General features: G+C 71.1%; 15 protein-coding genes. 9 read left to right on the forward strand and 6 right to left on the reverse strand.

Translation table 11 applies throughout. From position 1 onward, the window contains the following. Positions 1 to 259: 259 nt before the first annotated feature. Complete coding sequence (locus tag ACFZCP_RS31280) at positions 260 to 2,515, forward strand: ATP-dependent RecD-like DNA helicase (protein ID WP_391433480.1); 2,256 nt, start codon at positions 260 to 262, stop codon at positions 2,513 to 2,515. Positions 2,516 to 2,755: 240 nt separating this feature from the next. Next, positions 2,756 to 4,045 (forward strand): citrate synthase, encoded by a 1,290-nt coding sequence (locus ACFZCP_RS31285; protein WP_391433484.1) that lies wholly within the window; start codon positions 2,756 to 2,758, stop codon positions 4,043 to 4,045. 611 nt (positions 4,046 to 4,656) lie between these two features. Here the strand turns inward: ACFZCP_RS31285 and ACFZCP_RS31290 are convergent. The 4 genes from ACFZCP_RS31290 to ACFZCP_RS31305 form a co-directional block, all read right to left on the reverse strand. Continuing rightward, positions 4,657 to 6,912, reverse strand: a complete 2,256-nt coding sequence (locus ACFZCP_RS31290; RefSeq protein ID WP_391433487.1) for a heavy metal translocating P-type ATPase — start codon at positions 6,910 to 6,912, stop codon at positions 4,657 to 4,659. Positions 6,913 to 7,276: 364 nt separating this feature from the next. Continuing rightward, the gene (locus ACFZCP_RS31295; protein WP_362691422.1) at positions 7,277 to 7,516 is read right to left on the reverse strand and encodes a heavy-metal-associated domain-containing protein; all 240 of its coding nucleotides are present in this window, start codon (positions 7,514 to 7,516) and stop codon (positions 7,277 to 7,279) included. A gap of 73 nt (positions 7,517 to 7,589) precedes the next feature. Beyond that, on the reverse strand, positions 7,590 to 8,540 hold the full coding sequence (locus ACFZCP_RS31300; RefSeq protein WP_391433492.1) for a PrsW family glutamic-type intramembrane protease: 951 nt from the start codon (positions 8,538 to 8,540) through the stop codon (positions 7,590 to 7,592). 87 nt (positions 8,541 to 8,627) lie between these two features. After that, positions 8,628 to 9,311 (reverse strand): TetR family transcriptional regulator, encoded by a 684-nt coding sequence (locus tag ACFZCP_RS31305; protein WP_391433496.1) that lies wholly within the window; start codon positions 9,309 to 9,311, stop codon positions 8,628 to 8,630. A 160-nt stretch (positions 9,312 to 9,471) separates the two neighbouring features. Here ACFZCP_RS31305 and ACFZCP_RS31310 point away from each other — a divergent pair, with 160 nt between their 5' ends. Beyond that, positions 9,472 to 11,688 carry an MMPL family transporter gene (locus ACFZCP_RS31310; protein ID WP_391433499.1) on the forward strand — a complete coding sequence of 739 codons (2,217 nt, stop codon included), beginning with the start codon at positions 9,472 to 9,474 and terminating at the stop codon, positions 11,686 to 11,688. A gap of 30 nt (positions 11,689 to 11,718) precedes the next feature. Beyond that, a complete protein-coding gene (locus ACFZCP_RS31315) occupies positions 11,719 to 12,717 on the forward strand; it encodes an alcohol dehydrogenase catalytic domain-containing protein (RefSeq protein ID WP_391433502.1) in 999 nt (332 codons plus the stop codon). 156 nt (positions 12,718 to 12,873) lie between these two features. On the opposite strand, the gene ACFZCP_RS31320 is transcribed toward ACFZCP_RS31315, so the two are convergent. Both ACFZCP_RS31320 and ACFZCP_RS31325 read right to left on the reverse strand, forming a co-directional pair. Then, positions 12,874 to 13,074 carry a MerR family transcriptional regulator gene (locus ACFZCP_RS31320; protein WP_391433507.1) on the reverse strand — a complete coding sequence of 67 codons (201 nt, stop codon included), beginning with the start codon at positions 13,072 to 13,074 and terminating at the stop codon, positions 12,874 to 12,876. 451 nt (positions 13,075 to 13,525) lie between these two features. Next, positions 13,526 to 14,503: a TIM barrel protein gene (locus ACFZCP_RS31325; protein WP_391433510.1), complete on the reverse strand. Its 978-nt coding sequence runs from the start codon at positions 14,501 to 14,503 to the stop codon at positions 13,526 to 13,528. A 126-nt stretch (positions 14,504 to 14,629) separates the two neighbouring features. Between ACFZCP_RS31325 and iolC the strand changes: the two genes are divergently transcribed. Genes iolC through mmsA form a run of 5 tightly spaced genes read left to right on the forward strand, consistent with a single transcriptional unit; the run spans position 14,630 to position 20,779 of the window. Then, positions 14,630 to 15,601 (forward strand): 5-dehydro-2-deoxygluconokinase, encoded by a 972-nt coding sequence (gene iolC / locus ACFZCP_RS31330; RefSeq protein ID WP_391433513.1) that lies wholly within the window; start codon positions 14,630 to 14,632, stop codon positions 15,599 to 15,601. An 11-nt stretch (positions 15,602 to 15,612) separates the two neighbouring features. Continuing rightward, positions 15,613 to 16,545: a deoxyribose-phosphate aldolase gene (locus ACFZCP_RS31335; RefSeq protein ID WP_391433516.1), complete on the forward strand. Its 933-nt coding sequence runs from the start codon at positions 15,613 to 15,615 to the stop codon at positions 16,543 to 16,545. A 7-nt stretch (positions 16,546 to 16,552) separates the two neighbouring features. Then, the gene (gene iolB, locus ACFZCP_RS31340) at positions 16,553 to 17,377 is read left to right on the forward strand and encodes a 5-deoxy-glucuronate isomerase (RefSeq protein ID WP_391433520.1); all 825 of its coding nucleotides are present in this window, start codon (positions 16,553 to 16,555) and stop codon (positions 17,375 to 17,377) included. After that, positions 17,374 to 19,260 carry a 3D-(3,5/4)-trihydroxycyclohexane-1,2-dione acylhydrolase (decyclizing) gene (gene iolD / locus ACFZCP_RS31345; RefSeq protein ID WP_391433524.1) on the forward strand — a complete coding sequence of 629 codons (1,887 nt, stop codon included), beginning with the start codon at positions 17,374 to 17,376 and terminating at the stop codon, positions 19,258 to 19,260. The genes iolB and iolD overlap by 4 nt, the downstream gene beginning before the upstream one ends. A 16-nt stretch (positions 19,261 to 19,276) precedes the next feature. Then, positions 19,277 to 20,779, forward strand: coding sequence for a CoA-acylating methylmalonate-semialdehyde dehydrogenase (gene mmsA, locus ACFZCP_RS31350; RefSeq protein ID WP_391433528.1), 1,503 nt, complete (start codon positions 19,277 to 19,279; stop codon positions 20,777 to 20,779). Positions 20,780 to 21,053 lie beyond the last annotated feature (274 nt).

Here is a 21,053-nt window from a genome sequence, read left to right on the forward strand (position 1 = left end):
ACCTTCCCGGGTTGTCCACGACTCGGGTCAGCGCCCTGACAGGGGGACGTCATGCCTCCGTCAGCCGGGTGTCAGGCCTCCGGGCGCCCTCGTGCCGGCCCGGCGCGCGGAGGTGACGTGCGTCGCGTCCGCGAGGGGTGCACAATCGGTCAACTTCCGCCCCGTGGGCCGGAGGAGTCCGGTGCGGCGGCGCGGTCGCCGCGGTCCCTCGGAGCCGGAACGCGGCGCCGCTGTCGGACCCCACCGGTACCGTCGGATCATGGCCAATGAGGCGGGGAACTCCACGGGCGAGCGGCGGCTGGCCGTCCTTGAGGGCGTGCTGGAGAGAATCACGTACGCGAACGAGGACAACGGCTACACGGTCGCGCGCGTCGACACCGGGAGAGGAGCGGGCGACCTCCTCACGGTGGTCGGCGCGCTGCTCGGCGCCCAGGTGGGGGAGTCGCTGCGGATGGAGGGCCGGTGGGGTTCCCACCCGCAGTACGGCAAGCAGTTCCACGTGGAGAACTACACGACCGTCCTGCCGGCCACCGTCCAGGGCATCCGCCGTTACCTCGGCTCCGGGCTGGTCAAGGGCATCGGCCCGGTCTTCGCCGACCGCATCACCCAGCACTTCGGCGTGGACACCCTGACGGTCATCGAGGAGGAGCCCAAGCGGCTCATCGAGGTGCCGGGCCTCGGCCCCAAGCGCACCAGGAAGATCGCCGACGCCTGGGAGGAGCAGAAGGCGATCAAGGAGGTCATGCTCTTCCTCCAGACCGTCGAGGTGTCGACGTCCATCGCGGTGCGGATCTACAAGAAGTACGGCGACGAGTCCATCTCCGTCGTCAAGGAGCGGCCGTACCGGCTGGCCGCCGACGTCTGGGGCATCGGCTTCCTGACCGCCGACCGGATCGCCCAGTCCGTCGGCATTCCGCACGACAGCCCCGAGCGCGTGAAGGCGGGCCTGCAGTACGCGCTGTCCCAGTCCGCCGACCAGGGGCACTGCTTCCTGCCCGAAGAGCGGCTGATCGCCGACGCCGTCAAACTGCTCCAGGTCGACACCGGTCTGGTCATCGAGTGCCTCGCCGAGCTGGCCGGGCCGGCCGAGGACGGTGACGACCCGGGGGTCGTACGGGAGAAGGTGCCCGGACCCGACGGCGACGCGGAGCCCGTGACCGCGGTCTATCTGGTGCCCTTCCACCGGGCCGAACTGTCCCTGTCCGCCCAGCTGTTGCGCCTGCTGCGCACGGACGAGGACCGGATGCCCGCCTTCCGGGACGTGCCCTGGGACAAGGCCCTCGGCTGGCTGAAGTCCCGGACCGGCGCCGACCTCGCCCCCGAGCAGGAGGCCGCCGTGAAGCTCGCCCTGACCGAGAAGGTCGCCGTGCTCACCGGCGGCCCCGGCTGCGGCAAGTCCTTCACGGTCCGCTCGATCGTGGAACTGGCCCGCGCCAGACGCGCCAAGGTGCTGCTCGCCGCTCCCACCGGCCGCGCCGCCAAGCGGCTCGCCGAGCTGACCGGCGCCGAGGCCTCCACGGTCCACCGGCTGCTGGAGCTGAAGCCCGGCGGGGACGCGGCCTACGACCGGGACCGCCCGCTGGATGCCGACCTGGTGGTCGTGGACGAGGCGTCCATGCTGGACCTGCTGCTCGCCAACAAGCTGGTCAAGGCGGTGCCGCCGGGCGCCCATCTGCTCTTCGTGGGCGACGTGGACCAGCTGCCCAGCGTCGGTGCGGGGGAGGTGCTGCGCGACCTGCTGGCCGACGGCGGACCGATCCCTGCGGTGCGGCTGACCCGGGTCTTCCGGCAGGCCCAGCAGTCCGGTGTGGTGACCAACGCGCACCGGATCAACGCGGGACAGCATCCGCTCACCGACGGCATGAAGGACTTCTTCCTCTTCGTCGAGGACGACACCGAGGAGGCCGGCCGGCTCACCGTGGACGTGGCCGCCCGGCGCATCCCGGCGAAGTTCGGCCTGGACCCGCGCCGGGACGTGCAGGTGCTCGCGCCCATGCACCGCGGTCCGGCCGGCGCCGGCGCGCTCAACGGCCTGCTCCAGCAGGCCATCACGCCCGGCCGGCCCGACCTCGCCGAGAAGAGGTTCGGCGGCCGCGTCTTCCGTGTCGGCGACAAGGTCACCCAGATCCGCAACAATTACGAGAAGGGGGAGAACGGTGTCTTCAACGGCACCGTGGGCGTCGTCACCTCGCTCGATCCGGTCGACCAGCGTCTGACGGTGCTGACGGACGAGGACGAGGAGGTCCCGTATGAATTCGACGAACTGGACGAACTGGCACACGCGTACGCGGTCACCATCCACCGTTCGCAGGGAAGTGAATATCCCGCGGTGGTGATCCCCGTCACCACCGGAGCATGGATGATGCTCCAGCGGAACCTGCTGTACACGGCGGTGACACGGGCCAAGCGGCTGGTCGTACTCGTCGGTTCACGCAAGGCGATCGGACAGGCGGTGCGCACGGTGTCCGCCGGACGGCGTTGCACAGCACTGGACTTCCGGCTGCACGGCTCCTGACCTGCCGCTGGGCGGAGGCAGCGATCTGCATCACAAAAAATGATCGATCAAATGAGTCGTGAAGGTCACAGAGCACTTCCAGATGCCGGTCAAAGGGGGCAGGATGAGCAGGTTGGCGGCACTGAGTGCCGCCACTAGGCCCAATGGCCGACCCCGAGTGCACTCTCCTGAGCCAAATGGGGGATGGTAGAGACAGTCAGGGCACCTCGAAGATGAGGCACTACGTCGGTGAGGGAAGACGTGAGCGACAACTCTGTAGTACTGCGGTTCGGCGACGGTGAGTACACCTACCCGGTGGTCGACAGCACCGTCGGCGACAAGGGCTTCGACATCGGGAAGCTCCGCGCCCAGACCGGTCTGGTGACTCTGGACAGCGGTTACGGCAACACCGCCGCCTATAAATCCGCTGTCACCTACCTGGACGGCGAGGGCGGCATCCTTCGCTACCGCGGCTACCCGATCGAGCAGCTCGCCGAGCGCTCCACCTTCCTCGAGGTGGCCTACCTGCTCATCAACGGTGAGCTCCCGACCGTCGACGAGCTGAGCACGTTCAAGAACGACATCACGCGGCACACCCTGCTGCACGAGGACGTCAAGAACTTCTACAAGGGCTTCCCGCGCGACGCTCACCCGATGGCCATGCTGTCCTCGGTCGTCTCGGCGCTGTCCACCTTCTACCAGGACAGCCACAACCCGTTCGACGAGAAGCAGCGCAACCTCTCCACCATCCGCCTGCTCGCCAAGCTTCCGACGATCGCGGCGTACGCGTACAAGAAGTCGATCGGCCACCCGTTCGTCTACCCGCGCAACGACCTCGGCTACGTCGAGAACTTCCTGCGCATGACCTTCTCGGTCCCGGCGGACGAGTACGAGCTGGACCCGGTCGTGGTGTCCGCGCTCGACAAGCTGCTGATCCTGCACGCCGACCACGAGCAGAACTGCTCGACCTCCACGGTGCGCCTGGTCGGCTCCTCGCAGGCCAACATGTTCGCGTCGATCTCGGCCGGCATCAGCGCACTGTGGGGCCCGCTGCACGGTGGCGCCAACCAGTCCGTGCTGGAGATGCTGGAGGGTATCCGCGACTCCGGCTCCGACGTCGACACCTTCATCCGCAAGGTGAAGAACAAGGAGGACGGCGTCCGCCTGATGGGCTTCGGCCACCGGGTCTACAAGAACTTCGACCCGCGCGCCAAGATCATCAAGGCCGCCGCGCACGACGTGCTCTCCGCGCTGGGCAAGGACGACGAGCTCCTCGACATCGCCCTGAAGCTGGAGGAGCACGCGCTCTCCGACGACTACTTCGTCGAGCGCAAGCTCTACCCGAACGTGGACTTCTACACCGGCCTGATCTACCGCGCCATGGGCTTCCCGACCGAGATGTTCACGGTCCTGTTCGCCCTCGGCCGGCTGCCGGGCTGGATCGCCCAGTGGACCGAGATGATCAAGGAGCCGGGTTCCCGTATCGGCCGCCCGCGCCAGATCTACACCGGTGTGGTCGAGCGCGACTTCGTGCCGGTCGAGGAGCGCTGACACCTGCCGGTGAGGGGCGCCGATCCCCGGCGCCCCGCCGACCGTCGGTGAGAGCCGGCCCGCGGCGAGAAGGCAAAGCAGAAGGCGCCCTGGAGCGCCGGTCCCCCCACGGGCCGACGACCAGGGCGCCTTCCCATGTCCCGGTACGGATTCCCCCCACGGGATCCGGCCGGGCGCTTGGAGAGGACAGCGCCTGAAACCGCTGTCTGAGCACAACGAGCAAAACCCGTCGCGCTCCAGTGATGCGGTGCGATCTGCCGGGACAAGCACGCTGGGAGGGCCGCTCAAAGCTCCCCGGTGTACGTGTCCCGGCAACGCATCTCTGAGGAAGTCCCCCAAGACATCCCCAGATGCCGGACAGCGCCCCCCAAGACGCTGGCCCGACATCGCCAACTTAGACCTTCGAACCCCTTCGATGGTTACGTTCGCATCACTGTGATCTGCGTCTCTTGCATATGTCCTTTAGGTACGCAAGAGCCCCGATCCCGCGATCGAGGCCCAAGCGTAAGGATGATGCGCGAGCCTTGTGAAGAGCTTATGTGAGGCTCGCGTCCGACTCTAGAGGGACTCTTACTTCGGCTGCGGTTGACCCCCGGTAACTCCGGGGGACTTCAGCGGAAGCTGCGCAGCCGCAGGCTGTTGGTCACCACGAACACCGAGGAAAACGCCATGGCGGCGCCCGCGATCATCGGGTTCAGCAGACCCGCGGCGGCCAGCGGCAGCGCGGCCACGTTGTAGCCGAAGGCCCACACCAGGTTGCCCTTGATGGTGGCGAGGGTGCGCCGGGAGAGCCGGATGGCGTCCGCGGCCACCCTGAGGTCGCCGCGCACCAGGGTCAGATCGCCGGCCTGGATCGCCGCGTCCGTACCGGTCCCCATGGCGAGCCCCAGATCGGCGGTGGCCAGCGCGGCCGCGTCGTTGACGCCGTCGCCGACCATGGCCACGGTCCGCCCCTCGCCCTGCAGCCGCCGTACGACGTCCACCTTGTCCTCGGGCAGCACCTCGGCGATCACCTCGTCGATGCCGACGGCCCGCGCGACCGCCTCGGCGACGGTCCGGTTGTCCCCGGTGAGCAGCACCGGGGTGAGCCCGAGGGCGCGCAGCTCGCGCACCGCCTCGGCGCTGGTCTCCTTGACCGCGTCGGCGACGGCGAGGACCCCGCGGGGCCGCCCGTCCCAGCCGACCGTGACGGCCGTACGGCCCTCCTGCTCGGCCTGGCGCCGGGCCCGGGCCAACTCCTCCGGCAGCGTGTCGAACAACCGCCCCACGGCCACCTCGCGGCCGTTCACGCGCCCGCGCACGCCCCGCCCGGGGACGTTCTCGAAGTGCTCGGCCCCCGGCAGGTCCCCGATGCGCTTCTCGGCGCCCGCGGCGATCGCCCGGGCGACGGGGTGCTCGGAGGCGTGCTCCAGGGCGCCCGCGAGCCGCAGCACCTCCTGCTCGTCCTCGCCGTCGGCGGCGTACACCTCCTGGAGGGTCATCCGGCCGCTGGTGACCGTGCCGGTCTTGTCGAGTACGACGGTGTCGACCCGCCGCGTGGACTCCAGCACCTCGGGGCCCTTGATCAGGATGCCGAGCTGGGCGCCCCGGCCGGTGCCGACCATCAGCGCGGTCGGCGTGGCCAGGCCCAGCGCGCACGGGCAGGCGATGATCAGGACGGCGACGGCGGCCGTGAACGCGGCGGCGGTGTCCCCGGTGAGGGCCAGCCAGGCGCCGAAGGTGGCGACGGCGACGAGGATGACCACGGGGACGAAGACGGCGGAGATCCGGTCCGCGAGGCGCTGCACCTCGGCCTTTCCGTTCTGCGCGTCCTCGACCAGCTTCGCCATCCGGGCCAGCTGCGTGTCGGCGCCGATCCGGCTCGCCTCCACCACCAGCCGGCCGCCCGCGTTGACCGTGGCACCGGTGACCCGGTCGCCGGGGCCGACGTCCACCGGCACCGACTCGCCGGTCAGCATGGACGCGTCCACCGCGGAGACGCCCTCGACGACGGTGCCGTCGGTGGCGATCTTCTCGCCGGGCCGTACGACGAACCGGTCGCCCACGGCAAGGGCGGACACCGGCACCCGCTCCTCGCGCCCGGCGCGCAGCACGGCGACGTCCTTGGCGCCCAGCTCCATCAGCGCCCTCAGGGCCGCACCCGCGCGCCGCTTGGAGCGGGCCTCCAGATAGCGGCCCAGCAGGATCAGGGCGACGACTCCGGCGGCCACCTCCAGGTAGATCACCGAGGCGCCGTCCATCCGCGAGACGGTGAACCGGAACTCGTCGTGCATGCCGGGCATGCCCGCGTCACCGAAGAACAGCGCCCACAGCGACCAGCCGAACGCGGCCAGCGTGCCGACCGAGACCAGGGTGTCCATGGTCGCCGCGCCGTGCCGGGCGTTGGTCCAGGCGGCCCGGTGGAACGGCCATCCGCCCCAGGCGACGACGGGCGCGGCCAGGGTGAGCGAGAGCCACTGCCAGTTGTCGAACTGCGCCGCGGGCACCATGGCGAGCAGCACGACCGGGACGGCGAGCAGCGCGGAGACGAGCAGACGGTGCCGGAGGGCGGCGAGCTCGGGGTCCTGCTCGGGGCTCTCCCCGGCCGCGATGTCCGGTTCGGGCTCGGGCGGCGGGGGCTCCTCGGCGGTGTACCCGGTCTTCACCACGGTCGCGATCAGATCCGCGACCTGGACGCTCTCCGCGTAGCTGACCTTCGCCTTCTGCGTCGCGAAGTTCACGGTGGCGCTCACCCCGTCCATGCGGTTGAGCTTCTTCTCCACCCGCGCGGCGCAGGAGGCGCAGGTCATGCCGCCGATGAGCAGCTCGACCTCCGGCGTGCTGCCTATCGCGCTCGCTGTCGCGGTCTCTGCGGTGGTGCTGGTCATGTCCGGACTCCAGACATCGGACCGGGCCGCACGGATCCAGTATCAGCTGGTCGGCACGGCCCGGTCGGGGAAAGGTTTCGGGGCCCGCGCGCAGGGGCGGGTCCGGTCACTCGGGTCCTGCTCCCGGCCTGCTTCTCGGACCATGGTCCTCAGGCCGCCGCATTCAGGCCTCCGTATACAGGCCTCAGCATGCAGGGCTGTGTGTGCGGGCCGCTGCGTTCGGGTCGGTGGGCCCGAGCCGCTGCGTTCGGACCGTCCTTGCTCGGCCCTGTGCTTTCGGACCGGTCCGCTCGGGCCTGCCGCTCGGGCGTCTGCTCGGGCGTCTGTTCCCGGCGGGGTGTTCTTAGGGCCGGCGGGATGCTCGTCAGGCCCGGCCGGCGAGCTCGAAGCCGGCCTCGTCCACGGCGGCGCGCACGGCTTCCTCGTCGAGCGGCGCCGCGGAGACGACGGTCACCTCGCCGGTCGACGCGACGGCCTGGACCGAGCCGACGCCGGGGATCTGGGAGATCTCGCCGGAGACGGACCCCTCGCAGTGGCCACAGCTCATGCCGGTCACCTTGTACACGGTGGTGACGGAGTCCGAAGTGTCGATCTGAGCGGTCATGTCCTTGCTCCTCGTCGTGGCGTGCGGGGCCGATGGGGCCCACGATCGGCCCCATGTTCTCCACACTATACCCCTAGGGGGTATTTCTCCAAGAGGAGCCCCGGTGTGCCAGCGACCGCATCCAGGCGAGGCCGAGCAGGGCCACGAGTGCCAGGCCGCCCACCGAGAACAGCGTGAACAGATGCTCCTGAGCGGCGCCGGACGGCGGGGGGTACCCCTGCGCGAACAGCTCCCGGCCCAGGCCGGCGCCGGACAGACGGGCCGCCAGCCAGATGGCGATGCCGTGCGTGGCGTCCCACAGAGCGTGCAGCAGACAGACGCCGAGGCAGGCGGCGACGACCGGCGTGGCGAGACGGAAGTGCCCGTTCGGACGGCGCCGGGCGAGCAGCACGCCACCCGCGATCGCCGTCCACAGGCCGTGCCCGAAGGAGGTGAGCGGCTCGTGCAGCAACTCCGTCTCCAGGAGTGTCCGCAGGCCGGTGCCGCCGTCCGAGGCGACCGCGTGGAAGGCGCGCCCGCAGCTCTCCAGGGCCGCGAAGCCGAAGCCGACGGCCGCGCCGAGCACCAGCCCGGCCCGGGTGCCGCGGATGGCCGGCTGCCGGCGCAGCGCGAACACGAGCCCGCCCAGCTTGGCCGCCTCCTCGATCAGGCCGACGGCCGTGGACGTTGCGAAGGAGGGGCGCAGCAGGGAGGGGTCCGCCAGCGCGGCGCCGACCACGCCGAGCGCGCCGCCGGTCAGGAAGCAGCCGAGGACCGCGCTGACGCCCAGGTCGCGGCCGTGCCGCTCGTAGGCCCACAGCACGAAGGCGACGGGGACCAGGAAGCCGCCCAGCAGGATGAGCGTGGGCAGCAGTGTGGTGTGTCGCGTCGTGTACGTCGCCAGGGCGGCCAGCGCCCACACGGCGAGTCCGCCGCCCAGGCAGCGCTTCCACAGGCCCGCGCCGATGCGCGGGTACGGAGGGGGAGGCTGCTGCGGGCCGGGAATGCGGGCCCGGGGCATGCCGGGCGGCGGAGAGTGGGTCACGGCGGGTCCCCTCGGGCTCCAGCTGGGCGATCTATCCGCACTGTAGGCAGATGCGCACCGTGCCGCAGTCCGGGGGGCTCCGTGGGGTCACGCGGGGCTGAGTCGGCCGCCCACCATGGGTTCGAGGTAGCGGATCAGTACGTTCTTGATCTCCTGGATGTAGGCCGCGCGCTCGGCGCCCTCGTGGGCGAGGACCAGTTCCAGGCCGGCCTTGTAGATGCCGAGGCTGACATGGGCCGTGCGGGTGACGTCGGCCGGGGAGACGTCGGGCATCAGGGAGGCGAGCAGGTCCTCGACGCGGCCGGTCAGGGTGGCGTGCAGCTGGTCGTGCGCCTCGGTGATGCCGCCGGGCATGTCGGGGCCGTGCATCAGGGCGAAGAACACCGGGTGCTCGGTGTTGAAGGCCATGAACCGGTCGACGGCCGCGCCGACCGCCTCCTCCAGCGGGGTGTCCGGGGCGACGGGGGCGAGTGCCTCGCCGTAGGTGTCCCGCATCTCGTGCACGAGCCGGTCGCCCAGCTCGATCGCGATCGCTTCCTTGTTCGGGAAGAACTGGTAGAGGGTGCCCGGCGAGACGCCCGCCTCGCGGGCGATGGCGTTGGTGCTGGCGGCGGTGTAGCCGGTGGTGCAGAAGACCTGGGCGGCGGCCGCGAGGAGCTGCGCGATGCGGCGTTCGCCGCGCGCCTGGCGGCGGCGCGGCTGCTCCTTCTGAGGCCGGTCCTTCGCGGGCCGGTCCTTCGCTGGTCGCCCCTTCTCCGAGGTGTCGGACATGCGTTATCCCCAGCTCTCCGAAGGCGATTGACAAACGCGAGCGGTCGCTCGCATTCTAGAGAAACGCGAGCGATCTCTCGTGTTTGCCAGTTTATGGCAATGACCGACCCGTGCTGCCTGGCCGACCGGACATGGGTCAAGGTGAAGGGGACACCCCACGATGACCCAAGTCAACAAGGCGCCGCACCCGGGGGACGGACCGCCCCGGCCCGGCGGCTGGACGCGATTCGTCACCGCCCGCCCGCGCCTGTCGCTGCTGGTGGCCCTGGTGCTCACCGCGCTCGCCGTGGTGGCCGGCAGCGGGGTCGCGGACCGTCTGGGCAGCGGCGGCTGGGAGGACCCGGCCGCCGAGTCGACGTACGCGACCAAGGCGCTGGAGCGGCAGTTCCCCGACTCCCAGCCCAATCTGCTGCTCCTGGTGGACTCCGGCCGCGCCTCGGTCGACACCCCGGCGGTCGCCGCCCGGGCCCGCGAGCTGACCCGGCAGCTGGCCGCGGAGCAGGGGGTGACCGGTGTCGGCTCCTACTGGCAGACCGCACCCTCGGCGGCGCCCGCCCTGCGCGCCAAGGACGGTCACGAAGCACTCATCGCCGCCCGCATCACCGGCGACGAGAACGCGATGGGCAGGACCCTGGACCGCATAGCCCCCCGCTACCGGGGCACGCACGGCCCGGTCCAGGTCAGGATCGGTGGCATCGTCGCGGTGCGGCACGAGATGCAGACGATCATCAAGGAGGATCTGACCCGCGCCGAGATGATCGCCCTGCCGATCACGCTGGTGCTGCTGGTGATGGTCTTCGGCAGCGCGGTCGCGGCCCTGCTGCCGCTGGGCATCGGCATCGTCGCCATCCTGGGCACCAACGCCGTGCTGCGCGGCCTGACGTCCTTCACCGACGTCTCGGTCTTCGCGCTGAACCTCACCACGGCCCTCGGTCTCGGCCTCGCCATCGACTACGCCCTGTTCATCGTGCGCCGCTACCGCGAGGAACTGTCCGCCGGAGCCGACCCGCTGACCGCCGTCGCCACGACGCTGCGCACGGCCGGCCGCACCGTCCTGTTCTCCGCCCTCACCGTCGCGGTCTCCCTGGCCGCCATGATGGTCTTCCCGCAGTACTTCCTGCGGTCCTTCGCCTACGCCGGCATCGCCGTGGTCCTGCTCGCCGCGGCGGCCGCCCTGATCCTGCTCCCGGCCGCCCTGATCCTCCTGGGCCACCGGGTCAACTCCCTCGACCTGCGCCGCCTCGTGCGCCGCGCCCCGAAGGCCGACGGCGCCGAGGGCACGGCATGGGCGCGCACCGCCTCGCTGGTGATGCGGCGCGCCCCGCTCTTCGCGCTGGGCACCACCGCCCTGCTGGTGCTCCTCGGACTTCCCTTCCTGGGCGTGAAGTTCGGCACCGCCGACGACCGTCAGCTGCCCTCGGGCGCCGAGTCGCACGTGGTGCAGCAGCACCTGCGCGACGGCTTCCCGGGCAGCCCCGGCGGCGGCCTGGAGATCCTCGCCGAGGGCAGGGCCACCGACGCCCAGTACGCCGCCTACAAGCAGCGGGTGGCCGCCCTGTCCGAGGTGGACCGGGTGGACGGTCCGCTGGTCAAGGGGGACTCGGCGTACTTCACCGTGCAGCCGAAGGGCGAGTCCGTGGACACCGCCGCCCAGAGCCTGGTCGGTGACCTGCGCTCCCTGAAGGCCCCCTTCGCCACCAAGGTGACCGGCACGGCCGCCGTCCTGGTCGACTCCAAGCACGCGATCGGCGAACGCCTGCCCTGGGCGGGGGCGTTCATCGTGATCGTCACCCTGCTGCTGGTCTTCCTGCTCACCGGCAGCGTGCTGATACCCCTGCAGGCCGTGGTGCTCAACGCGCTCAGCCTGACGGCGATGTTCGGCGCCGTGGTCTGGGTCTTCCAGGACGGCCACCTCTCGGGCGCGCTCGGCTTCACCAGCCCCGGCTCGATCGAGACCACGCTGCCCGTACTGATGTTCTGCGTGGCCTTCGGCCTCTCCATGGACTACGGCGTGTTCCTGCTCTCCCGCATCAAGGAGGAGTACGACCGCACCGGCGACCACAACGAGGCGGTCCGCCACGGCCTGCAGCGCACCGGCGGGCTGATCACCGCGGCCGCGGTGATCCTCGCGGTGGTGATGGTCGCCATCGGTACCTCGCGGGTGACCAACACCAAGATGCTGGGCCTCGGTATCGCCCTCGCGGTGCTGATGGACGCGATGGTCGTGCGCAGCCTCCTGGTTCCGGCGATCATGCGGCTCACGGGCCGTGCCACCTGGTGGGCCCCGGCCCCGCTGCGCCGCTTCCACCAGCGCTTCGGCCTGAGCGAGGGCGAGCCGGCCGCGCCCGCGGAGGTGAAGGAGACGGCGGGGGTGTGAGGCCACCGGCCGCCATGGCAGGGTGAGCCCATGAGAGCCGTGGTGTTCGAGCAGTTCGGGGAGCCGGCCGCGGTGCGGGAGGTGCCGGACCCGGAGCCCGCCGGGCATGGGGTGGTGGTCCGGGTCGAGGCGACCGGGCTGTGCCGCAGTGACTGGCACGGCTGGATGGGCCACGACCCGGACATCACACTGCCGCACGTGCCGGGGCACGAACTCGCCGGTGTCGTCGAGGCGGTGGGCGCCCGGGTGACCGGTTGGCGGCCCGGTGACCGGGTCACCGTGCCGTTCGTGTGCGCCTGCGGCAGCTGCCCGTCCTGCGCGGCCGGCGACCAGCAGGTGTGCGAGCGCCAGACCCAGCCCGGCTTCCACCACTGGGGCTCCTTCGCCCAGTACGTGGCGCTCGACCATGCCGACGTGAACCTGGTCGCGATCCCGGACGGGATGACGTACGCCACGGCCGCCGCCCTGGGCTGCCGCTTCGCCACCGCCTTCCGCGCGGTGGTGCAGCAGGGCCGGGTGGCGGCGGGGGAGTGGGTCGCGGCGGCCTCGGGGGCGCGCGTGGTCGCCGTCGACGTTGAGCCCCAGGCCCTTGAGCTGGCACGGGAGTTCGGGGCGGCACAGTGCCTGGACGCGTCGCGCACGCCGGACACGGCGCAAGCGCTCCGCGAGCTGACCGGCGGCGGCGCCCACCTCTCCCTCGACGCGCTCGGCTCGCCCGCCACCTGCGCGGCCTCCGTCGGCTGTCTGCGCCGTCGCGGCCGGCACGTCCAGGTGGGCCTGCTGCCCTCGCCGGACGGCACCACCCCCGTCCCGCTGGCCCGCGCCACGGCTTTGGAACTCGAACTCCTGGGCAGCCACGGCATGGCCGCGCACGCTTACCCCGGGATGCTGGAGCTGGTCGCCTCGGGCGTGCTGCGCCCGGACCGTCTCGTCACGCGCACGATCCCGCTCGACGCGGCCCCGCAGGCCCTGGCGGCGATGGGCACGGCGCCGGGTGCGGGAGTGACGGTCGTCGAGCCGTGGCGCTGAGGGCGCCCCGGCCCCGGCCCCGAACCAGGACCAGGGCCAGGACCGGGACCAGGACCGGGAGGGTCCCCCCGAGGGAGACCGCGGGCCGGCTCGCCGGGTGAGCGTGCCCCGGGAGGAAGGCGGGGCACAGCGGCCGCTCCGGCAGGCCGGACCGGGTCAGTCCTCTCTACGGGCGCGGTTGCCGGGGCGGGAGGCGACCCAGGCGCGGACGGTGTCCGCGTACCAGTACGGTTTGCCGCCCTCCACATGGTCGGGCGGCGGCAGCAGACCGTGCTTGCGGTAGGACCGTACGGTGTCGGGCTGCACCCGGATGTGCGCGGCGATCTCCCTGTAGGACCAGAGCCTTCGGTCGGTCATGAGGTGCACCTCCCTGCGCGCGCCGCGGCGGCGGCCGTGGGCGGCCGTCGGGGGAGCCGGGCGCTGCGCTGGCGATTACCAAGCCTGTGCCCGGTCAACGACACAGAGTGAGCATGGGAAAGGCCCTGTTGACCTGGTGTGACCGAGAAGCCACGTAGGTGCTACATCCGTAACAGGAAGAGGGCGTTTGTGACGCCCCCGCAGCAAAAGTACCCGCACGCCACCACCAGCTCCCTGGGGGGCGCGGGGAACTGCGCGACAAGCCACGAACAACCCGCACGCACACCACCACCGACCGTGCCCCTCCCGCCCGCACCCGTGCGACGAACGACCGGGCCAACTCCCCCAGGGCCGCGGGGAACTGCGCGACAAGCCACGAACAACCCGCACGCGCATTGCCACGGCACCCGGAACACGCGTCGGCGCTCCTGCGCAAGACGCGTCGGCGCTCCTACACCCCGCACGACCGCAGGAACGCCCGGGTGCGCTCGGCGATCGGCAACGGCGCATCCGGCTCGCACGGATACATGTCCTGCTCGACGATCGCGAACAGATCCACGTCCAGCTTCTGCGCCGCCTCCAGGACCGGCCCCAGCGCGGGCACCCCGGCGGGCGGCTCGCACATCACGCCCTGGGCGACCGCCGGGCCGAACGGTGTGCCCTTGGCGCGCACGTCGGCCAGGATCTCCGGGTCCACCTGCTTGAGATGCAGATACCCGATCCGCTCGCCGTAGGTCTCGATCAGTTTGACGCTGTCTCCGCCGCAGTAGGCGTAGTGCCCGGTGTCCAGGCACAGCGACACCAGCGAGGAGTCGGTGGCGTCGAGGAAGCGGGTGACGTTCTCCTCGCTGTCGATGTGGGTGTCCGCGTGCGGGTGGACGACGATCGTCAGGCCGTACCGCTCCCGCACCTCGTGCCCGAGCCGCTCGGTCAGTGAGGTGAGGTTCCGCCACTGCTCCGGCGTCAGCCCGGACGGCTCCAGTACCTTGCCGGTCTTGTCGTCGCGCCAGAAGGACGGGATGACGACCAGGTGGCGGGCGCCCATCGCCTGAGTCAGGGCGGCGATGTCACTGACATGCGCCCAGGTCTTGTCCCAGACGGCCGGGCCGTGGTGCAGGCCGGTGAAGACCGTGCCGGCCGACACCTTCAGCCCGCGCCGGCCCGTCTCCTCGGCGAGCACCGCCGGATCGGCGGGCAGATAGCCGTAGGGGCCCAGCTCGATCCACTCGTAGCCCGAGCCGGCGACCTCGTCGAGGAAGCGCTGCCAGGGGACCTGCTGCGGGTCGTCCGGGAACCACACGCCCCAGGAGTCGGGCGCCGATCCGATCCGGATCCGGGAAAGTGAGGAAGACGACGAAGGTGAGGAAGGTGAGGAAGACGAGGAAGGAGAGGAAAGCGAGAAAGGCGAGGTGGACGGCGAGGACGTCATGGCCGTCAGCGTGCGGGGCCGCGGAAAGCGGTGTCAAGCTCTAGTCCGAATGTCTGGACAAAACATTGACAGGGCGCGGCGGAGAGGACTAGAAAGCCGGGGAAGAGCCGTGACGAAGGGAAGCCGATGGCGTACGACCTGATCACCATGGGGCGGATCGGAGTGGACCTCTATCCGTTGCAAACCGGTGTCCCCCTCGCCCAGGTGTCATCCTTCGGCAAGTTCCTCGGCGGGTCGGCGACGAACGTGGCGGTCGCCGCGGCCCGGCTCGGCCGGCGGACCGCCGTGATCACCCGCACCGGCGACGACCCGTTCGGTGCCTATCTGCACGAGGCCCTGCGCGGCTTCGGTGTCGACGACCGCTGGGTCACCCCGGTGTCCGGGCTGTCCACGCCGGTCACCTTCTGCGAGGTCTTCCCCCCGGACGACTTCCCGCTCTACTTCTACCGCCGGCCCAAGGCGCCCGACCTGGAGATCGACACCCACGAGCTGGACCTGGACGCCGTCCGCGAGGCAGGCATCTTCTGGATGACCGGCACCGGCCTGAGCGAGGAGCCCAGCCGTACGGCCACCCTCGCGGCCCTCGCCCACCGCGCGAAGTCCGGCACGACGGTCTTCGACCTCGACTGGCGCCCGATGTTCTGGGGCAGTGACGGCAGTGGGCCACCCGGGCCGGCCGCCGCCCGCCCCTTCTACGCCGAGGCCCTGCGCCACGCCACGGTCGCCGTCGGCAACCTGGACGAGGTGGAGGTCGCCACGGGCGTGCGCGAACCCCATGCGGCGGCCCGCGCCCTGCTGGACGCGGGCGTCGAGATCGCCGTGGTCAAGCAGGGACCCAAGGGCGTCCTCGCCGTGAACAGCAAGGGCGAGTCGGCCGAGGTCCCGCCGCTGCCGGTCACCGTCCTCAACGGACTCGGCGCCGGGGACGCCTTCGGCGGCTCCCTGTGCCACGGCCTGCTGGAGGGCTGGGACCTGGAGACGATCATGCGGCACGCCAACGCGGCCGGCGCGATCGTCGCCTCCCGCCTGGAGTGCTCCTCCGCGATGCCCACCCCCGCCGAGGTGGCCGCCGCGCTCGAGGCCGGAGCGGTCCTGTGAGGGCGGGAAGGGTGACAGGCACCCACCGCGAGGGCGGGGACGGCACCCGGCGGGCGCGCGTCGACGTCGCCGAGCTGGTCCACACCCGCACCCACCACCCCGAGGCGATCGCCGAGGCCGCGCTCCGCCGGGCCCGCCGCCCGCTGCTCAACGAGAACGGCCGGCTGATGATCGTCGCCGCCGACCACCCGGCCCGCGGCGCGCTCGGTGTCGGCGACCGCAAGCTCGCCATGGCCAACCGGGCCGACCTGCTGGAACGGCTGTGCCTCGCACTGTCGAGGCCCGGCGTCGACGGTGTCCTCGCCACCGCCGACATCCTGGACGACCTGCTCCTGCTCGGCGCCCTCGACCACAAGGTGGTCATGGGCTCGATGAACCGCGGCGGCCTGCAGGGCGCCACCTTCGAGCTGGACGACCGTTTCACCGGCCACCGCCCCGAGGACATCCAGCGGCTCGGCTTCGACGCCGCCAAACTGCTGCTGCGCATCGACTACGACGACCCGGGCTCCCTGACCACGCTGGAGTCCACCGCGCGCGCCATCGACGCGATGGCCGCACACCGGCTGCCGGTCTTCGTGGAGCCGTTCATCAGCCGGCGCGGCCCCGACGGCCGGCTGCGCAACGACCTGAGCGCGGAGGCGGTCACCAGGTCCATCGCCATCGCCTCGGGCCTCGGCGGCTCCTCGGCCTACACCTGGCTGAAGGTGCCGGTCACCGAGAACCCCGACGACATGGCCCGGGTCATGGAGACCTCGACCCTGCCGGCCGTGCTGCTCGGCGGTGACATCGGTGACTCCCCCGAGGAGCAGGTCGCCGCCTACGAGAAGTGGCGCGGCGCGCTCCAACTGCCCACCGTGCGCGGCCTGGTGGTCGGCCGCTCGCTGCTGTACCCGGCGGACGGCGACGTGGCCGCCGCCGTGGACACCGCCGTAGGACTGCTGTGAGGGCCGCATGACCACCACCGACCTGCATCTGCCCCGGGGCGTCACCGCGAACGCCCAGTACGCCGTCGACATCGACCCCGAGCGGGCCGGCTGGGACCACAGCAGCCTGCGCATCGTGGAGTTGTCACCGGGCGGTACGCATACGTTCACCACCGGGGACAGTGAATGGATCGTGCTTCCGCTGGAAGGCGGATGTACCGTAAAAATTGCGGAAAACGAGTTTCAACTCCTGGGCCGGGAAAGCGTGTTCGCGTCGGCTTCCGACTTCGCGTACGCACCCCGGGACGCCCGGGTCCAGATCGCCTCCGGCGCGGGAGGCCGCTTCGCCCTGGCAGGAGCGAAGTGCGAGCGACAACTCCCCGCCCGCTACGGCCCCGCGCCGGAGGTACCCGTCGAAGAACGCGGCAGCGGCACCTGCGCCCGCAGGGTGCGCAACTTCGCCTCCGCGGACTCCTTCGACTGCGACAAGCTGATCGCCGTAGAGGTGATCACCCCTGGCGGCAACTGGTCGTCGTACCCGCCGCACAAGCACGACGAGCACCGGCCGGGCGAGGAGTCCGAGCTGGAGGAGATCTACTACTTCGAGATCGACGGGCCGAACGGCTTCGGCTATCAGCGCGTGTCCCCCTCGCGCGAGGGCGGATCGGACGTCCTCGCCGAGGTCCGCTCCGGCGACACCGTCCTCGTTCCCGACGGCTGGCACGGCCCGTCCGTCGCCCAGCCCGGGCACGACATGTACTACCTGAACGTCATGGCCGGACCCGGCGCCGTCCGGGAGTGGCGGATCTGCTTCCACCCGGCCCACACAGAAAGCACTGGGGGGTACCGATGACGACCTCGACGACGAGGCTCACGGTCGCACAGGCACTCGTACGCTTCCTCGCGGCCCAGTACACCGAGCGCGACGGGCAGCGGCGGCGGCTGATCGGCGCCACCTGGGGGATCTTCGGCCACGGCAATGTGGCCGGCCTCGGCCAGGCACTGATCGAGTACGCCGACGTGATGCCGTACCACCAGGGCCGCAACGAGCAGTCCATGGTGCACGCGGCGGTCGGCTACGCCCGCCAGTCGAACCGTCTGTCCACGCACGCGGTGACGACCTCCATCGGCCCGGGCGCGACCAACCTGGTCACCGGCGCCGCCCTCGCCACCATCAACCACCTGCCGGTCCTCCTGCTGCCCGGTGACGTCTTCGCCACCCGCCCGGCCGACCCGGTGCTCCAGCAGCTGGAGCTGCCGTACGCGGGCGACGTGTCGGTCAACGACACCCTGCGCCCGGTGTCGCGGTACTTCGACCGGATCACCCGGCCGGAGGCCCTGATCGCGAGCGCGCTGCAGGCCGTGCGGGTCCTCACCGACCCCGTGGAGACCGGCGCGGTCACCCTCGCCCTGCCGCAGGACGTGCAGGCCGAGGCGTACGACTGGCCCGAGGAGTTCTTCGCCGAGCGGGTGTGGACCGTACGGCGCCCGGGCGCGGACCCCGGCGAGCTGGCCGAGGCCGTCCGGGCGGTCCGGGCGGCGAAGCGTCCGCTGGTCGTCGCGGGCGGCGGAGTCCACCACAGCCGCGCCGAGGAGAGCCTGGCCGAGTTCGCCGGGGCCACCGGGATACCGGTCGCCTCCACCCAGGCCGGCAAGGGATCGCTGCGCCACGACCACCCGCAGGACGTCGGCGGCGTCGGCCACACCGGCACCGCGACCGCGAACGAACTGGCCCGCACCGCGGACCTGGTGATCGGCGTGGGCACCCGCTACACCGACTTCACCACGGCCTCCGGCACCCTCTTCGCGAACCCCGACGTCCGTTTCCTCAACCTCAACATCGCCCCCTTCGACGGCCACAAGCTGGCCGGGCTGCCGCTGATCGCGGACGCCCGCAGCGGCCTGGGCGAGCTGACCGAGGCGCTGGCGATGCACGGGCACCGGGCCGCCGCCCCCTACGTCGCCGAGTACACCGAGGACAAGGAGCGCTGGGAGCAGCGCGTCGACGCCTGCTTCGAGGCGGACGAACCGGACACCAGGCCGACCCAGCCCCAGGTGCTCGGCGCCCTCGACGCCCTGGTGGACGAGTCCGACATCATCATCAACGCGGCCGGCTCGCTCCCCGGCGACCTGCACAAGCTGTGGCGCACCCGGTCCCGGGACCAGTACCACCTGGAGTACGGCTACTCCTGCATGGGCTACGAGATCCCGGCCGCCATCGGCGTCAAGCTCGCCGCGCCCGAGCGGAACGTGTGGGCGCTGGTCGGTGACGGCACGTACCTGATGATGCCGACGGAGATCGTGACCGCCGTCCAGGAGGGCGTCGCGATCAAGATGCTGCTCGTGCAGAACCACGGGTACGCCTCGATCGGCGGCCTGTCGGAGTCGGTGGGCGGCGAGCGTTTCGGCACCGCCTACCGCTTCACCTCGGACGACGGCACCTTCAGCGGTGCCCCGCTGCCCGTCGACCTCGCCGCCAACGCGGCCAGTCTCGGCATGCGCGTGCTGCGCGCGAAGACCGTGGGTGACCTGCGCACGGCGCTCGCCGAGGCGCGGGCCGCCGACACTCCCACATGTGTCTACGTGGAGACCGAAACGTCCGACACTGTGTCGGGCGCGCCTCCGGCGCAGGCCTGGTGGGATGTTCCTGTGGCCGAGACCGCGACCCGATCGTCCGCGGTCAAGGCACGTGAGCTGTACGAACGGCACGTCTCGACCCGACGCCGCCATCTGTAATAAGGAGTCTCTGGGCATGACGAAGATCGTCAACCACTGGATCGGCGGCAAGACCGTCGAAGGCGCGTCGGGTACGTACGGGCCGGTCACGGACCCGGCGACCGGCGCGGTCACCACCAACGTCGCGTTCGCGTCGGTCGACGAGGTCGACGCGGCGGTCGCGGCGGCCAAGGACGCCTTCGCGACCTGGGGCCGGTCCTCGCTGGCCCAGCGCACGTCCGTCCTCTTCAGGTTCCGGGCGCTGCTGGACGCCAACCGGGACGCCATCGCGGAGCTGATCACCGCCGAGCACGGCAAGGTGCACTCCGACGCCCTCGGCGAGGTCGCGCGCGGCCTGGAGATCGTCGACCTGGCCTGCGGCATCAACGTCCAGCTCAAGGGCGAGCTGTCCACGCAGGTCGCCAGCAGCGTCGACGTGGCCGCGATCCGCCAGCCGCTCGGTGTCGTCGCGGGCATCACGCCGTTCAACTTCCCGGCGATGGTCCCGATGTGGATGTTCCCGATCGCCATCGCGACCGGCAACACCTTCGTGCTCAAGCCGAGCGAGAAGGACCCGTCGGCCGCCGTCAAGATCGCCGAGCTGCTGTCCGAGGCCGGTCTGCCCGACGGCGTCTTCAACGTCGTGCACGGCGACAAGGTGGCCGTCGACCGCCTCCTGGAGCACCCGGACGTCAAGGCCGTCTCCTTCGTCGGCTCGACCCCGATCGCCCGCTACATCCACACCACGGCCTCCGCGAACGGCAAGCGCGTCCAGGCTCTGGGCGGTGCCAAGAACCACATGCTGGTCCTGCCGGACGCCGACCTGGACGCGGCGGCGGACGCGGCCGTGAGCGCCGCCTACGGCTCCGCGGGCGAGCGCTGCATGGCCATCTCCGCCGTCGTCGCGGTCGGCTCCATCGGCGACGAGCTGGTCGAGAAGATCCGCGAGCGCGCCGAGAAGATCAAGATCGGCCCCGGCAACGACCCGGCCTCCGAGATGGGCCCGCTCATCACGAAGGTCCACCGCGACAAGGTGGCCTCCTACGTCGAGGGTGCGGCGGCCGAGGGCTCCGAGGTCGTGCTCGACGGCACCGGCTACACGGTCGAGGGCTACGAGGACGGCCACTGGATCGGCATCTCGCTGCTCGACAAGGTGCCCACGTCCGCCAAGGCCTACCAGGACGAGATCTTCGGCCCGGTGCTGTGCGTGCTGCGCGTCGACACCTACGAGGAGGGCCTGGCGCTCATCAACGCCTCGCCGTTCGGCAACGGCACCGCGATCTTCACCCGGGACGGCGGCGCGGCCCGCCGCTTCCAGCTGGAGGTCGAGGCCGGCATGGTCGGCGTGAACGTCCCGATCCCGGTCCCGGTCGGCTACCACTCCTTCGGTGGCTGGAAGGACTCGCTCTTCGGCGACCACCACATCTACGGCAACGACGGCACGCACTTCTACACCCGCGGCAAGGTCGTCACCACGCGCTGGCCCGACCCGGCCGATGCCCCCGCGGGCGTGGACCTGGGCTTCCCGCGCAACCACTGAGGGTGACCCCAGGGCCGTCCAGGCCCCCGTCAGGCCGTCCGGATTCCGGACGGCCTGACATTTTTTTGACGCCTCCGCTGCGATTCCCGTTCAGGTGGGATGAAACGGGTGGCAAAGGGTTTAGGGGTAAATGACCTTCAAAAGCAAGGTCACAGTCGGCCAGAGCTTGATGGATGCACCAACAGGGCCTTGCTGCCTGTGAAAGTGATGTCACGCAACTCCGCCCCGAAGTGCGGATTCCGAAGGTAAACAGCCATTGACGCGGCGGTTTTCG

Source organism: Streptomyces sp. NPDC007971 (genome assembly GCF_042958635.1).
Taxonomy (GTDB): domain Bacteria; phylum Actinomycetota; class Actinomycetes; order Streptomycetales; family Streptomycetaceae; genus Streptomyces.

Bases quoted from the DNA above. Each gene is read 5' to 3' on its own strand.
- ACFZCP_RS31280 (WP_391433480.1), top strand. From the start codon at position 260: ATGGCCAATGAGGCGGGGAACTCCACGGGCGAGCGGCGGCTGGCCGTC.
- ACFZCP_RS31290 (WP_391433487.1), bottom strand. From the start codon at position 6,912: ATGACCAGCACCACCGCAGAGACCGCGACAGCGAGCGCGATAGGCAGC.
- ACFZCP_RS31295 (WP_362691422.1), bottom strand. From the start codon at position 7,516: ATGACCGCTCAGATCGACACTTCGGACTCCGTCACCACCGTGTACAAG.
- ACFZCP_RS31305 (WP_391433496.1), bottom strand. From the start codon at position 9,311: ATGTCCGACACCTCGGAGAAGGGGCGACCAGCGAAGGACCGGCCCGCG.
- ACFZCP_RS31310 (WP_391433499.1), top strand. From the start codon at position 9,472: ATGACCCAAGTCAACAAGGCGCCGCACCCGGGGGACGGACCGCCCCGG.
- ACFZCP_RS31315 (WP_391433502.1), top strand. From the start codon at position 11,719: ATGAGAGCCGTGGTGTTCGAGCAGTTCGGGGAGCCGGCCGCGGTGCGG.
- ACFZCP_RS31320 (WP_391433507.1), bottom strand. From the start codon at position 13,074: ATGACCGACCGAAGGCTCTGGTCCTACAGGGAGATCGCCGCGCACATC.
- ACFZCP_RS31325 (WP_391433510.1), bottom strand. From the start codon at position 14,503: ATGACGTCCTCGCCGTCCACCTCGCCTTTCTCGCTTTCCTCTCCTTCC.
- iolC (WP_391433513.1), top strand. From the start codon at position 14,630: ATGGCGTACGACCTGATCACCATGGGGCGGATCGGAGTGGACCTCTAT.
- iolB (WP_391433520.1), top strand. From the start codon at position 16,553: ATGACCACCACCGACCTGCATCTGCCCCGGGGCGTCACCGCGAACGCC.
- iolD (WP_391433524.1), top strand. From the start codon at position 17,374: ATGACGACCTCGACGACGAGGCTCACGGTCGCACAGGCACTCGTACGC.
- mmsA (WP_391433528.1), top strand. From the start codon at position 19,277: ATGACGAAGATCGTCAACCACTGGATCGGCGGCAAGACCGTCGAAGGC.